The sequence below is a fragment of the Caulobacter sp. SSI4214 genome (genome assembly GCF_012184455.1).
GTDB lineage: Bacteria > Pseudomonadota > Alphaproteobacteria > Caulobacterales > Caulobacteraceae > Caulobacter > Caulobacter vibrioides_E.
Window position 1 is genome coordinate 1 of the sequence record NZ_SZWJ01000101.1, and the last position, 13,842, is coordinate 13,842.

General features: G+C 68.8%; 12 protein-coding genes and 1 pseudogene. 7 read left to right on the plus strand and 6 right to left on the minus strand.

The features are described from left to right. A pseudogene (locus FCU40_RS19895) lies at window positions 1–261 on the plus strand (AEC family transporter); the annotation flags it as partial. A 98-nt stretch (window positions 262–359) separates the two neighbouring features. Here the strand turns inward: FCU40_RS19895 and alaS are convergent. Further along, the gene (gene alaS / locus FCU40_RS19900) at window positions 360–3,002 is read right to left on the minus strand and encodes an alanine--tRNA ligase (protein ID WP_168077311.1); all 2,643 of its coding nucleotides are present in this window, start codon (window positions 3,000–3,002) and stop codon (window positions 360–362) included. Window positions 3,003–3,601: 599 nt separating this feature from the next. Next, the gene (gene recA, locus FCU40_RS19905) at window positions 3,602–4,672 is read right to left on the minus strand and encodes a recombinase RecA (protein WP_004622795.1); all 1,071 of its coding nucleotides are present in this window, start codon (window positions 4,670–4,672) and stop codon (window positions 3,602–3,604) included. A gap of 271 nt (window positions 4,673–4,943) precedes the next feature. Between recA and FCU40_RS19910 the strand changes: the two genes are divergently transcribed. Then, window positions 4,944–6,551, plus strand: a complete 1,608-nt coding sequence (locus FCU40_RS19910) for an EAL domain-containing protein (RefSeq protein ID WP_168077312.1) — start codon at window positions 4,944–4,946, stop codon at window positions 6,549–6,551. Between the two features lie 67 nt (window positions 6,552–6,618). Here the strand turns inward: FCU40_RS19910 and FCU40_RS19915 are convergent, their stop codons facing one another. Both FCU40_RS19915 and FCU40_RS19920 read right to left on the minus strand, forming a co-directional pair. Then, a complete protein-coding gene (locus FCU40_RS19915) occupies window positions 6,619–8,439 on the minus strand; it encodes a DUF885 family protein (RefSeq protein ID WP_168077313.1) in 1,821 nt (606 codons plus the stop codon). Window positions 8,440–8,562: 123 nt separating this feature from the next. Then, on the minus strand, window positions 8,563–8,940 hold the full coding sequence (locus FCU40_RS19920) for a nuclear transport factor 2 family protein (protein WP_004622802.1): 378 nt from the start codon (window positions 8,938–8,940) through the stop codon (window positions 8,563–8,565). Between the two features lie 65 nt (window positions 8,941–9,005). On the opposite strand from FCU40_RS19920, the gene FCU40_RS19925 reads away from it, so the two are divergent. Both FCU40_RS19925 and FCU40_RS19930 read left to right on the plus strand, forming a co-directional pair. After that, window positions 9,006–9,566 (plus strand): GNAT family N-acetyltransferase, encoded by a 561-nt coding sequence (locus FCU40_RS19925; protein ID WP_004622804.1) that lies wholly within the window; start codon window positions 9,006–9,008, stop codon window positions 9,564–9,566. A gap of 48 nt (window positions 9,567–9,614) precedes the next feature. Continuing rightward, window positions 9,615–9,917, plus strand: a complete 303-nt coding sequence (locus FCU40_RS19930) for a hypothetical protein (protein ID WP_004622805.1) — start codon at window positions 9,615–9,617, stop codon at window positions 9,915–9,917. A gap of 28 nt (window positions 9,918–9,945) precedes the next feature. On the opposite strand, the gene FCU40_RS19935 is transcribed toward FCU40_RS19930, so the two are convergent. Next, complete coding sequence (locus FCU40_RS19935; protein WP_004622808.1) at window positions 9,946–10,662, minus strand: MgtC/SapB family protein; 717 nt, start codon at window positions 10,660–10,662, stop codon at window positions 9,946–9,948. A gap of 120 nt (window positions 10,663–10,782) precedes the next feature. On the opposite strand from FCU40_RS19935, the gene FCU40_RS19940 reads away from it, so the two are divergent. The 3 genes from FCU40_RS19940 (at window position 10,783) to FCU40_RS19950 (ending at window position 12,192) form a co-directional block, all read left to right on the plus strand. Next, complete coding sequence (locus FCU40_RS19940) at window positions 10,783–11,100, plus strand: hypothetical protein (protein WP_004622809.1); 318 nt, start codon at window positions 10,783–10,785, stop codon at window positions 11,098–11,100. 31 nt (window positions 11,101–11,131) lie between these two features. Beyond that, on the plus strand, window positions 11,132–11,545 hold the full coding sequence (locus tag FCU40_RS19945; protein WP_168077314.1) for a response regulator transcription factor: 414 nt from the start codon (window positions 11,132–11,134) through the stop codon (window positions 11,543–11,545). 128 nt (window positions 11,546–11,673) lie between these two features. Next, the gene (locus FCU40_RS19950; RefSeq protein WP_004622813.1) at window positions 11,674–12,192 is read left to right on the plus strand and encodes a DUF4199 domain-containing protein; all 519 of its coding nucleotides are present in this window, start codon (window positions 11,674–11,676) and stop codon (window positions 12,190–12,192) included. Window positions 12,193–12,343: 151 nt separating this feature from the next. On the opposite strand, the gene FCU40_RS19955 is transcribed toward FCU40_RS19950, so the two are convergent. Next, window positions 12,344–13,842, minus strand: a 1,499-nt coding sequence (locus FCU40_RS19955) for an ATP-binding protein (RefSeq protein ID WP_168077315.1), incomplete at its 5' end; no start/stop codon positions are given.

The following is a 13,842-nucleotide window of genomic DNA, read 5'->3' on the forward strand; positions in this document are numbered from 1 at the left end:
GCCGGGCCCGTGCTTCTGGCCGCCCTGGCCAAGCTCGCGGCCTTTCCGCTGATGGTCTGGCTGGCGGTCGGCCTGACCCCGGCCCCCGCCGCCTTCCGCGCCGGCGCCACCCTGCTGGCGGCCGCGCCTACGGCGGTGAGCGCCTTCATCCAGACCCGCGCCTACGGCGTATTCCCCCGAGGCGCGGCGCGGATCGTGGCCCTGACGACAGCGCTTTCGGCCATCACGTTGGCGGTGGCGGCGCTGGTGTTGAAGTCCTGACCCAGCGCTTGGCGATGATCGAGGCGCCCTAAGACGAAGGCCCGCCGCGTGGGTCGCGGCGGGCCTCTTTTCAAATCCAAGAGGATCGCTACGGACGATCAGCCAGCCAGCGCCGCCTTCACCGCCGCCAGGCCGTCTTGCGCCTTGCTGTCGTCGGGAGCGCCGCCCTGGGCGAAGTCGGCCTTGCCGCCGGCGCCCTGGCCGCCCATGGCGATCACCGCGGCCTTGGCGAGATCGGCGGCGCTGAACTTGGCCGTCAGGTCAGAGGTCACCGCGACGGTGACGGCGGCCTTGCCGTCCGACGTTCCCACCAGGGCGACGACGCCGCTGGTCAGCTGCTTCTTGAACTCCTCGGCCACGCCGCGCAGCTCCTTGCCGCCGACGCCATCGAGGACGCGGGCGATCAGGGCCACGCCATTGACGTCTTCCGGACCGGAGGCCGCGCCGCCGCCGCCCAGGGCCAGCTGCTTCTTGGCCTCGGCCAGTTCCTTCTCCAGGCGCTTGCGGTCGGCGATCAGGGCGTCGACGCGCGAGGCGACCTCGGCGACCGGGGTCTTGAACTGGTCGGCCAGCGACTTGGCCACACCCGCCTGGTCCAGCAGGAAGCGGCGAGCCGCCTCGCCGGTCAGGGCCTCGATGCGACGCACGCCGGCGGCGACGCCCTGCTCCGAGACGATCTTGAACAGGGCGATGTCGCCGGTGCGGGCCACGTGGGTGCCGCCGCACAGCTCGACCGAATAGGCCTTGGCCTCGTCGGTCAGCGATTTGCCCAGCGTCAGCACCCGGACGCTGTCGCCGTACTTCTCGCCAAACAGGGCGACCGCGCCGGCCTCGATGGCCTCCTGCGGCGCCATTTCCTGGGTCTCGGCCAGGACGTTCTGGCGGATGACCGCATTGACCTCGGCCTCGATCTTGTCGAGCTCCTCGGGGGTCAGCGGGCCGCCGTGGCTGAAGTCGAAGCGCATCCGCTCGCCGTCGACCATCTGGCCCTTCTGGGCGACGTGCGGACCCAGCACGTGGTGCAGGGCCGCGTGCACCAGGTGCGCGGCCGAGTGGTTCGAGCGCGTGGTGTGGCGGCGCTCGGCGTCGACCGAGGCCACGACCGCGTCGCCGACCTTCAAGTCGCCCGACAGCTCGACGCGATGGACGTGCAGGTCGCCGGCCTGCTTCTGGGTGTCGAGCACGCGGTTCTCGCGGCCGTTGGCCTCCAGCACGCCGGTGTCGCCGGCCTGGCCGCCGCTCTCGGCATAGAAGCTGGTGCGGTCCAGCAGGACCTCGACGGTCTCGCCGGGGCGGGCGCTCTCGACCTCATGGCCATCGACGACGATCGCCTTGACGACGCCGGTGGTCTCGGTGGTCTCGTAGCCGACGAAGGCCGTCGCCCCGACCTTTTCCTTGATCGAGAACCACGCGGCCGCCGCGCCCTGCTGGCCGGAGCCCGCCCAGTTGGCGCGGGCCATCTCGCGCTGCTTCTGCATGGCCGCGTCGAAGCCGTCGGTGTCGACGGTCAGGCCCTTGGCGCGCACGGCGTCCTGGGTCAGGTCCAGCGGGAAGCCATAGGTGTCGTAGAGCTTGAACGCCGTCTCGCCGTCCAGCACGCCGCCGGCGCTCAGCTTGGCGGTGGCTTCGTCCAGGAGGCCCATGCCGCGGCCCAGGGTCGTGCGGAAGCGCTCTTCCTCCTGGCGCAGGGTCTCGACGATCGAGGCCTCGGCGCGGCGCAGCTCCGGATAGGCCTGGCCCATCTCGCGGACCAGGGTCGGCGCCAAGCGGTGCATCAGGGGCTCCTGCGCGCCCAGCAGATAGGCGTGGCGCATGGCCCGGCGCATGATGCGGCGCAGGACGTAGCCGCGGCCTTCGTTCGACGGCGACACGCCATCGGCCAGCAGGAACGACGACGAGCGCAGGTGGTCGGCGATCACCCGGTGCGACGGGGCCTGGGCGCCCTCGGCCTTGACGCCGGTCAGCTCGACGCTGGCGGCGATCAGGGTCTTGAAGAGGTCGATGTCATAGTTGTCGTGCTGGCCCTGCAGCACGGCGGCGATCCGCTCCAGCCCCATGCCGGTGTCGATCGAGGGCTTGGGCAGCGAGACCCGCTCGCCGCCGGCCAGCTGCTCGAACTGCATGAAGACGAGGTTCCAGATCTCGATGAACCGGTCGCCGTCCTCGTCGGGGCTGCCCGGAGGGCCGCCGGGGATGCCTTCGCCGTGATCGTAGAAGATTTCCGAGCACGGGCCGCACGGGCCGGTGTCGCCCATGGACCAGAAGTTGTCGCTGGTCGGGATGCGGATGATCTTGTCGTCGCCCAGGCCGGCGATCTTCTTCCACAGCGCCGCCGCCTCGTCGTCGGTGTGGTACACCGTGACCAGCAGCTTTTCCTTGGGCAGCTTGAACTCGCCGGTCAGCAGGGTCCAGGCGTGGTGGATCGCCTGTTCCTTGAAGTAGTCGCCGAACGAGAAGTTGCCCAGCATCTCGAAGAAGGTGTGGTGGCGGGCGGTGTAGCCGACATTGTCGAGGTCGTTGTGCTTGCCGCCGGCGCGGACGCACTTTTGCGAGCTGGCTGCGCGCGGATGGGCCGGGGTCTCGGCGCCGGTGAAGATGTTCTTGAACGGCACCATGCCGGCGTTGACGAACAGCAGGGTCGGATCGTTCTGCGGCACCAGCGGCGCGGACGGCACGACAGCGTGGTCGGCCTTGCCGAAATAGTCGAGGAAGGTACCGCGGATCTCGTTCAAGCTGGGCATGAGCGTCTCAAGTCTTAAGCGCCCGGCGAGCGGCCGGGAGTCGGGCGCTCATAGCGCGGTTTTTCGTGAAGTGGAAACCGACTCGGAAATGGGGGCGCGCGAGGGCGCGGAAAAGGGCGAGAAGCGGACAGGACGTTGCGAGATGGGTGGAGGCTATTTGGAAACGCGGAGCTGAGATCTTTCGCGAAAGAACGCTTTGGTGTCCCGACCGCCGCCAAGAGCCACGGAGCGCCTGATTGGCGATTTTGGGGGCTGGCCAAGAGTGTTTGCGGCCAGCAGGGCTTTCACGATCGTCAGGTGACAATCCCCTACCCGGTGAAACGGGGGCGGACGGGGAGGTTCGATGTGGCCTGAGCGCCGGCACGCCGTCGGACGTCGCGACCCCTCACCCTCCCATCCCGGCTTTCGCCGGGACGGGTCCCGCCCTCTCCCGCCGGGAGAGGGATTCGCGCCTCTGCTCCTCAAAAGAGTAGGCCGCCTGGCATGGGGTCCAGGCGGCCTGAGATCGCGGCCCTCGCGGCGGTCCGGCCGCGGGCGTGTTGAAGGCGGGGACGCCCGGAGCCGGGCGAAGGCCGCGAAACGGGTGAAACCGGTGAAACCTAGTCCTCGTCGCCCTCTTCCGGGCCGCCGACCAGGAGCTCTTCCTCGATCTTCTGCGACGCCTTGCGGACGGCCTTTTCGATATCGGCGGCGACGTCGGGGTTCGCCTTCAGGAACTCGCGGACATTGTCGCGGCCCTGGCCGATGCGCTGGCTGCCATACGAGAACCACGAGCCGGCCTTGTCGATGATCCCGGCCTTGACGCCCAGGTCGATGATCTCGCCCAGCTTGGAGATGCCCTCGCCGTACATGATGTCGAACTCGACCTCGCGGAACGGCGGGGCGACCTTGTTCTTGACGACCTTGACGCGGACATTGTTGCCGATGATCTCGTCGCGGGCCTTGACCGAACCGGTGCGGCGAATGTCGAGGCGCACCGAGGCGTAGAACTTCAGCGCGTTGCCGCCCGTCGTGGTTTCGGGGCTGCCGTACATCACACCGATCTTGTGACGGATCTGGTTGATGAAGATGACGATGGTCTTGGCCTTGTTGATCGAGGCGGTCAGCTTGCGCAGCGCCTGGCTCATCAGACGCGCTTGCAGGCCGGGCAGGCTGTCGCCCATCTCGCCTTCGATTTCGGCCTTCGGCGTCAGCGCCGCAACCGAGTCGACGACCACGATGTCAACCGCGCCGGACCGCACCAGGGTGTCGGTGATCTCGAGCGCCTGCTCGCCGTTGTCGGGCTGGGAGACCAGCAGATTGTCGAGATTGACGCCCAGCTTGTAGGCGTAGGACGGGTCCAGCGCATGCTCGGCGTCGACGAAGGCGGCGGTGCCGCCGGCCTTCTGGACCTCGGCCACGACGTGCAGCGCCAGGGTGGTCTTGCCCGAGCTTTCGGGGCCATAGACCTCGATGATCCGCCCCTTGGGCAGACCGCCGATGCCCAAGGCGATGTCCAGGCCCAGCGACCCGGTGGAGACCGACTCTATCTCGACCTTGCCCTTGTCGCCCAGCTTCATCACCGAGCCCTTGCCGAACGCGCGGTCGATCTGGGCGAGAGCCGCCTCCAGCGCGCGTTGCTTGTCGCCTTCTTCCTTAGCCACGAGTTTCAATGCCGCCTGACTGCTCATGATTGGTCCGCCCTCTATCCCATGATTCCGATCACTGGCCCGGCGCTTCCCGCGCCTGGTCGCAACGACCTGTGGAACACCCTTAATGCGTACCGCCTTTGTTCCATGTTCGCAAGATGTTCCCTCGACTAGAAACGACCGTTTCTGACGCACCTCGCGCTGGGCGTCCTCGCGAAGGCCCAGAAACCAGAAATGAGGTCCGCGCGCGGGGCGGGCAACGGCTCCTTAAGTCCCGCGTGCGATGATCGGGGGTCGTTGGGGATTTACCGTCTTGCCGATCGATCCGCGCCGTCTTCTGGGCTTGGCCTTCGCCAGCGCCGACCTTCTGGTCGAGCTGCATGGAGACCACGTGCGCCTGGCGTTGGGCGCGGCGCAGAAGGTCATGGGCGAGAGCGAGATGAGCCTGATGGGCAGGCGCTGGCGCGACCTGTTCCACGCGGACGACCAGCCGCTGGTGGACGCCATGCTGGCCTGCGCCGACGACGGCGTGCGCCGGGGTCCGGTGGTGCTGCGCCTGGCGCGCGCCGAACCGAGCCATGTCCGGGTCATCCTGCGCGCCCTGCCCGACAACGCCGGACGGATCTCGTGCGCCGTCACGGCCGCCCAGGCGACCAGCGCCCATATGGAGCCCGGCGGTCTGCCGCCGCGCGAATCGTTCGACGACATCGCCAAGGGCCTGTTCGAGGCCGCGCGCGTCACCGGCCTCGAGCTGGAACTGGCCATGGTCGAGTTCGCGGGTCTGGGCGCCATGCGCGAGGGCCTGACGCCCGAGGAGGCGGCCGCCCTGGACGCCCGGGTGGCCGGCGCCATCCGATCGGAATCGCACGGCGGCGCGGCGGCCACCCGTCTGTCATCGGACCGCTTCGCCTTGCTGCGATCGCGCGACGACGGCAGCGAGAAGATGGTCAAGCGCCTGACCCGGATGGTCAGCGCCGAGGCTAGCGCCCACGTGGTGCCGCTGGAGGCCGGCGGCGGCTCGGCCCGCGCCCTGCGGGCGCTGCGCTACGCGCTCGACGACTTCCTGCGCGAGGGCCTCAAGGACATGCCGCCGATGACGCTGTCGGAGGCGATGAACCGTTCGGTCAAGCGCACCCTGGCCCGCGCCGGCGCGCTGGGCGTGGCGGTCAGCCAGCGCCGCTTCAGCCTGGCCTTCCAACCGGTGGTCGCCCTCGCGACGGGCCTGGCCCACCACCACGAGGTGCTGGTGCGCTTCGAGGACGGCGGCAGTCCCTTCGCCCTGATCCGCATGGCCGAGGAATTCGACCTGATCGAGGAACTGGACCACGCGATCATCGAGCAGACGGTCAAGAAGCTGGCCAACGACCAGGACCGCAAGCTGCGCCTGGCGGCCAATGTGTCGGGTCGCACGATCGTCAGCGAGACCTTCGTCGACCACGTGGACCGCCTGCTGTCGAAATATGACGAGGCCAAGGGGCGGCTGATCTTCGAGGTCACCGAGACCGCCGCGATCGACGACCTGCCGCGCGCCAACCAGAACATTCAGAACCTGCGCAGCCTGGGCTCGCTGGTCTGCCTGGACGACTTCGGCGCGGGCTCCTCGTCGTTCGCCTATCTGCAGCAGCTGCGCCTGGACATCGTCAAGATCGACGGCCGCTATGTCCGCGAACTGGCCGACAACGGGCGCGACGGGGCCATGGTGCGCCGCCTGGTCGAGCTGTGCCGCGACCTGAAGATCCGCACCGTCGCCGAGATGGTCGAGACGACCGAGGTCGAGGAGATCGTCCGCATGGCGGGCGTCGACTTCGCCCAGGGCTGGCTCTACGGCAAGCCGTCGGACAAGCCGATGCCGGCCCTGCGCCCCGCCGCGCCGGTCAAGGCCGCGGCGCGGCGCGCCGGCGCGTCGGAAAGCTGGGGCTAGCTAAGTCACAGGCCTAGGCGCGTTCGAGCGGTTTAACCGCTCACGCTTAAACCCAACGCGCGCCCGGTCAGGCCTTGCCGCCCTTGCTGACGATGTAGTCGTCGATCACCCGCTCCAGCACGGTCAGCGGCATGGCGCCCGACAACAGGCCCGCGTCGTGGAACGCCCGGATGTCGAAGGCCTTGCCCAGCGCCTTCTGGGCCTTGGCCCGGGCGCGCAGCCAGGTGATCTTGCCGATCATGTAGCTGCAGGCCTGGCCCGGCCACACGACATAGCGCTCGATCTCGGTGATCGCGCCGCTTTCCTCGTCGCCCATGGTGTCGACCATGTATTTGACGGCCTGCTCGCGGCTCCATTTCTTGGCGTGCATCCCGGTGTCGACCACAAGGCGCACGGCCCGGAACAGGGCGTCGTGCAGCATCCCCAGATGGCCGCGCGGATCGGTCTTGTAGACGCCCATCTCGACGGCCAGCTGTTCGGCGTACAGCGCCCAGCCCTCGCCATAGCCCGAGAACCAGACCGTCTTGCGGATCAGAGGCAGGGACGCCTCGTTCGACAGCGAGCCTTGCAGGTGGTGGCCCGGAATGCCCTCGTGAGCCGTCAGGGTCGAGAGATAGAACTTCGGCTGTTCCTTGGTGTCGCGCAGATTGATCCAGTAGATGCCGGGGCGTTTTCCATCCAGCGACGGCGAATTGTAGTAGCCGGCCGGCGCCCCGGCCTCGATGGCCTTGGGCACGCGGCGGATCTCCAGCGGCGCCTTGGGCAGCGCGCCGAAATAGGCCGGCAGCCGCTGCTGGATGAAGGCGACCTTGGCGTTCAGGTCCTGGATCAGCTGTTCCTTGGCCGCGTCGGTGTTGGGATAGATGTCCTGGCCCAGCGCCCGCATCCGCTCGCCGACCGTGCCTTTGCTCATGCCGATGGTCTTGAACAGCTTGTCGGCCTCGGCCGAGATCGACTTGACCAGGTCCAGGCCCAGCTGGTGGATCTCGTCCGGCGTCATGCTGGAGGTCGTGTAGCTCTTCAGCGCCACGGCGTAGTAGTCGCCGCCATCCTTCAGCCGCCAGCAGCCGGCCTCGTGCGTGGCCTGGCCCCGAACGCTTTCCAGCAGGGCGATCTGGCGCTTCAGGGCCGGCAGCACCGAGCCCTCGTAGATGCGCGAGGCCTCGCCCGACCAGTCACCGGGGATCTTGTTCTCCTTGGCGCGACGGACGACCGACTTGACGATCGGCGCGTCGGCGGCCGGCGTCGCGGCGAAGGCCTTCATCTCGACCAGGGCCTTGTCGATGACGAAGTCGGGCGGGATCACGCCCTGCGCCATGTCCCGGCGGGCGATCGCCGTCTCCTGGTCCATCAGCCGGGCGAAGCCCTCCATCCGCGCCAGATAGGCGTCGGCGTCGGCCTTGGTCTCGATCGTATGCTGGGTGTCCAGGAAGTCCGGCATCGACTGATAGGCGCCGGTCAGCTGGCTCAGCACATAGGGCGCGCCGACGGCGCCGCCGCCATAGCTGAACTTGCGATTGGCCTCGTCCTGGACGGCCAGCAGGAACGCCACGGTGTCATAATTGACCGCGTCCATGCCCTTCAGCGCCGCGCGGTCGATGGCGCGCAGGGCGGCCAGCTGCTCGCGGTTCCGAAGCTCGGCGGCCTGGATCGCGGCGGACGAGCGGTCGCCCAGTTCGCTCTTGGTCCAGGCCAGCTCGCCGACGTCCAGGCCAAGGCCCGTCGTCGTCTCCGGCGACAGGCGCAGCTGCTGGGCCATGATCGCGTCGAGCAGGGCGTTCAGCCGGCCAACCTCGCCCGTCCGCGCCCGGGCCAGGGACGGCGCCCCCTCGACGGCGGCTACCCCCGCGGCGGCGGCGGCCAGCAGCATGTGACGACGATTGAGCACGGCTTTTCCTCCGAGGACGTGATCGGAGGCGAAAGCGATCGGCCCAAGACTCCGAGGGCGGACTTAATTCCGAGTCAGCCCCCCGCGTCCAGCGTCCCGAACGATGCCTGGCGGTGTCGCCCCTCACCCCAGGGTGACGAACAGCTCGTTCTCGATCACCCACTGCCCGGTGACCTTCTTCCAGGTGGCCAGGTAGGTTCCGGACTGCTCCGGCGCGTCCTTCCAGGTTCCCACCCAGCGGCCGCGCTCGGCGGCGCGGGTTGCGTCGGCGTTCAGCTCGATCTGTTCGGTCGACCGGACATAGGCCACGAAGCCCCGGTCGGCGAACTGGCTGGCGAAGGCGGCCAGCACGTCCTCGGCGCCCAGCAGCAGCGAGCCGTCGCCGGCGATCAGGGTGACGCGGGGATCGAAGAACGGTCGCAGGCGCGGCGCGTCCTTGGCCGCGATCAGCTTGTTGGTCAGCTTGCGGCGGGCGGCGATGGCGTCTTGCGGCGTGGTCATGGGTCTTCTCTGGCGACGCCGCCGATGTAGCTTGCCCGACATACGATCCGCAAACGGCGAGTCTCATGTCCGCTCCGACCCTGACCACCGCCCGCCTGACCTTGAGCCCGCCCGTCCTGGCGGACTTCGACGACAGCCGCGCCATGTGGGCCGATCCGATCGTCGTCCAGCACGTGGGCGGGCGGCCCTTCACCGACGAGGAAAGCTGGACGCGCCTCCTGCGGGCGCGCGGCCTCTGGGCGGTGCTGGGCTTCGGCTACTGGGCGGTGCGCGAGACCTCGACCGGCCGCTATGTCGGCGAGGTCGGTTTCGCCGACCTGCATCGCGACATCGCGCCCAGCCTGAGGGGCCTCCCCGAAATGGGTTGGGTGCTGGCGGCCTGGGCGCACGGCCAGGGCTTCGGGACCGAGGCGGTCCGCGCGGGCCTGGCCTGGATCGACCAAACCCTGGCCCCGCCTCGGGTGCCGTGCATCATCGACGCCGAGAACGCCGCCTCCCTGGCCCTGGCCGCCAAGGTCGGGTTCCAGATCCGGGTTCATACGCACTACAAGGGCGCGCCGATCGTGCTAATGGAACGCGCGCGGCCCGACGGGGGGACGGCTCGCGCGGCGACGTCATCGACGTGAGAGCACGCGGACCTCGCCCCCTCGGGGCCTCCTGGAACACACGAAGCCATGTTGCGAAGACTGCCCGTCCTGCTGAGCGCGCTCGCGGCGCTGTGCGTCGGCTATGTCGCCGTCCAGTCGCTGGTCGTGCTGCAGCGTCACTACAGCTGGCATGAGATGGACTGGAACGACGACGGCCGCACCACGCTGGCGGAGTTCTTCGCCTCGGCGCGGATCGACCGCTGGACCGTGGTTCGCGGCGGCTCGCGCTGCAGCCAGTACTACTCGACCCACGCTCTGACGGCGGTGAAGACCGTCTGCCCGACCGGCAGCGTCGCGGCGATCGCGAAGGACGCCGCCAACGGCGGCTGAAAGGCCCAAGGGCTGAAGCCGCCCCGGATCAGCTCTCGGTGCTGACCGTCCAGGTCGCGCTTTCGATGTTCTGGTGACGCTCCAGATGGGCGGTGATGGCGTCCAGGTCCTGGGTCTTGGCCGTGGTCGGCACCAGGATGGCGGCCAGCTCGACCACGTCGTCGCCTTCCGACAGCGTCTCGATCTCGCGGATCGGGTAGTGATGGCGCTCCAGTTCCTCGAACAGCAGGTCGCGGGCCTCGGTGACGTCCTCGGGGCTGCAGACCACGTGGACGCGGTACAGGGCCTCGGCGCCCTCGGGCGTGATCGGCAGGCGGTGGATGTATTGCACCACCGGCCGCAGCAGGGTGTTGCCGGACAGAACGAAGGCGGTGACCAGCACGGCCTCGGCGAACTGGCCCGCGCCGGCGAAGGCGCCCACGGCGGCCGAGGCCCAGAGGGTGGCGGCGGTGTTGATGCCGCGCACCTGCGTCCCCTCCTTCATGATCACGCCGGCGCCCAGAAAGCCGATCCCGGACACCACGTAGGAGATCACCCGCACCGAGCCGTCGGTCCCGGCCACGCGCATCCCCAAATCGACGAAGGCCGCCGAGCCGATCGCGACCAGCACATTGGTGCGCAAGCCCGCCGTGCGCTGGCGCCACTGGCGCTCGAAACCGATCAGCCCGCCCAGGATGAAGGCGGTCAGCAGGGCGGCGCCGGTCTTCAGGAAAACGGCGAAATCAAACGGCGGATAGAGATGCATGCGGACGGATCATGGCGAAGTTCGATGACGGCTTGGAGACGGCGCCGATCGGCCCAGCCCTCATGCTTCCACGCCGACTTGCCGGTGGGCAGTCCGGTATCGCGGTGCTAGAGCCCCTACATGGTCCGCAAAATCTCCGCCAAGCTCGTCCCCGCCAAGGATCCGGCCGCCGAGGCCGATCGCGCCTGGTTCGAGGCCCAAGCCGATCGGCGTTTCCGCCTGCGCGATCCCGCGCCGCTGGAATTCAAGGACCCGCTGGGCGATCCCGGCGACGGTTTCTCGTGGCGGGTCCTGGTCGCCCGGCTGCCCGACGGCGGCCGGCTGCGCCTGCCGGTCTCGCTGTCGTGGGAGCTGCACAACGACCACGCCAAGGACCAGCATCTGCGGATCCTGTTCGACCAGATCGCCCCGCCCGAGGCCAAGGCGCGGCTGGGTTGACGAAACCGGGCGATCGCGCACCCTCCCGGTCATGATCCGCACCATCCTCGTTTGGGCCCTGGTTCTGGCCGTCGGCGCCTTCGCGCTGCAGTGGCTGGAGGACGAGTTCGTGATCGGCCACTTCGCCTGGCGCACCTATGTCGGCCTGATCGGCGTCGCCTTCGCCGCCGGCGGTGTCTGGGTCGGCTGGAAGATCGCCGCGCGACCTCGACCGAACGGCTTCCAGCGCAACGACGCCGCCCTGACCGCCCTGGGCCTGACCGGCCAGGAGATCCGGGTCCTGGAACGGCTCGCCGCCGGCCGCTCCAACAAGGAGATCGCCCGCGACCTCGGCCTCTCGCCCAACACCGTCAAGACCCATGTCGCCAACCTCTACGGCAAGCTGGAGGTCGGTCGCCGCACCCAGGCGATCGGCAAGGCGCGGGAGCTGGCGCTGATCCCCTGAACGCCCCGCTTGACGGTCGTCGAAGAGGGCGAGACGGTCGAATTCACCCTTTCGGGCGATACCCTCGCGCCCACCGGCCAGGGCAGCCTGGAGACGCGTCGCGAGGGGGCGGCGCGGAGGAGACTCTCATGCAACGCACCATCATGACCCATGGCCTGATCGCGGGCCTGATCATCGCCCTGGGCATCATCCTGACCATCGTCTTCCCGACCGGCCACAACATGTGGGTCGGCTATCTGATCATGCTGATCGGCCTGTCCACGGTTCTGCTGGCCATCAAGTCGCACCGCGACAAGGCCCTGGGCGGGGTCATCAAGTTCTGGCCGGCGTTCCTGATCGGCCTGGGCGTGGCCCTGGTCGCCTCACTGGCCTACGTGCTGATCTGGGAGGTCTATCTGGCGGCCACCCACTACAGCTTCATGGACGACTATACGGGCCACATCCTGGCCAAGAAGAAGGCCGAGGGCTTGAGCGGCGCGGCCTACGCCAAGCTGGCGGCCGAGATGGCCCAGATGAAGAAGGACTACGCCAACCCGCTGAACCGCCTGCCGGAGACCTTCATGGAGATCTTCCCGGTCGGCGTTCTGGTGACCCTGGTCAGCGCGGCGCTGCTGCGTAATCCAAGGTTCCTGCCGGCGCGGGGCTAGAGCGCGTTAGGTTTAAGCGTGAGTGGTTAAACCGCTCGAACGCGCTCTAAATATTGGACTCTATAGCCTGTTTATCCGCTTCAAATGAGTCCATCTGAAGCGGACGGGCTCTAAGGTCTGGCCCTTCTCCGCGAGGAGGAGGGCCTCGACCTCAGGCGGCCTGCAGCTGCTGCTTGACCCGCTCGGCCAGGGTCTTGATGTCGATCGGCTTGGGCAGGAAGGTCACGCCGGTCTCGCCTTCCAGCAGGTCGCTGAACTCGGCCTCGGCGTAGCCGGAGATGAACATCACCGGCGCCGATCCCAGATAGCCCCGCGCCTTCTTCAGCAGGGTCGGGCCGTCGATGCCGGGCATGATGACGTCGGAGATCAGGAGGTCGATCGTGCCGGCGTTCTCCTCGGCGATCTGCAAGGCCTCCTCGCCGTCGCTGGCCTCCAGCACCTCGTAGCCTCGGGCGCGCAGCAGGCGGGCGGCGACGCCGCGGACGGCGTCCTCGTCCTCGACGAACAGGATGCGGCCGGCGCCCGACAGGTCGCGGGCGGCGCGCGGCTTGACCGGCTCGGCGGCGGCCTCGGCGGCCAGCAGCTCGCCCGCCGGCGCGTCATAGACCGGCAGGAAGATACGGAACGCCGCGCCCTCGCCCGGACGGCTGTGGACGTGGATCCAGCCGTCGCTCTGCTTGATGATGCCGTAGACGGTGGCCAGGCCCAGCCCCGTGCCCTCGCCCACCGGCTTGGTGGTGAAGAACGGGTCGAAGATCTTGCCCATCACGTCCGGCGGAATGCCCGGACCGTCGTCGCTGACCTCGATGAAGGCGGTGTCACCCTCGGCGCCGGGGAAGCCCAGCTGCACGGCCTCCTCGCGGGTCAGGCGCGCGGTGCGTATGCGCACGACGCCGCCGCCCTTGGCCGCCCGCACGGCGTCGCGCGCGTTGACGGCCAGGTTCATGACCGCCGTCTCCAGCTGACTCTTGTCGGCCCGAACGCGCGGCAGGTCGCGGCCATAGTCGGTGATCAGCTTGACGTCCTCGCGCAGCAGGCGGCGCAGCAACACCTCGAACTCGCTGATCAGCTCGCCCAGGTCCAGCACCTCGCGCTGGACGGTCTGCTTGCGCGAGAAGGCCAGCAGCTTACGGACCAGGTCGGCGGCGCGCACCCCGGTCTGGCGGATCTCGTTCAGCCCCTCGTAGGACGGATCGCCGACCGGGTGGCGGTGCAGCAGCTCGTCCAGGCGCAGCTGGATGGCCGTCAGCAGGTTGTTGAAATCGTGCGCCACGCCGCCGGCCAGCTGGCCGATGGCCTGCATCTTCTGCGACTGGGCCAGCTGAAGCTCCATCTGCTTCTGCTCGGACACGTCGATCATGTAGGCCACTAGACGGCCTTCGGCGCGGTAAAGATAGAGGTGGGCGATGCGGCTGGCGTCCTGGGCCAGGCGCACCTCGAACGGGCCGGCCTTGCCCTCCTTCAGGCGAGTCTCGGCCTCGACGCGCGAGGCCGGATCGATCAGGTCGCCGAACACCATGCCGGCCTTGCCGCCGGTCATGGCGGTGAGAGCCGGATTGGTCTCCAGCACGCGCGACGTGAACGGCTCCAGGCCCTCCAGCAGGGCGGCGCCGAACGGCGACGCGCCGGCGAAGGCGTCCAGCGAACTGG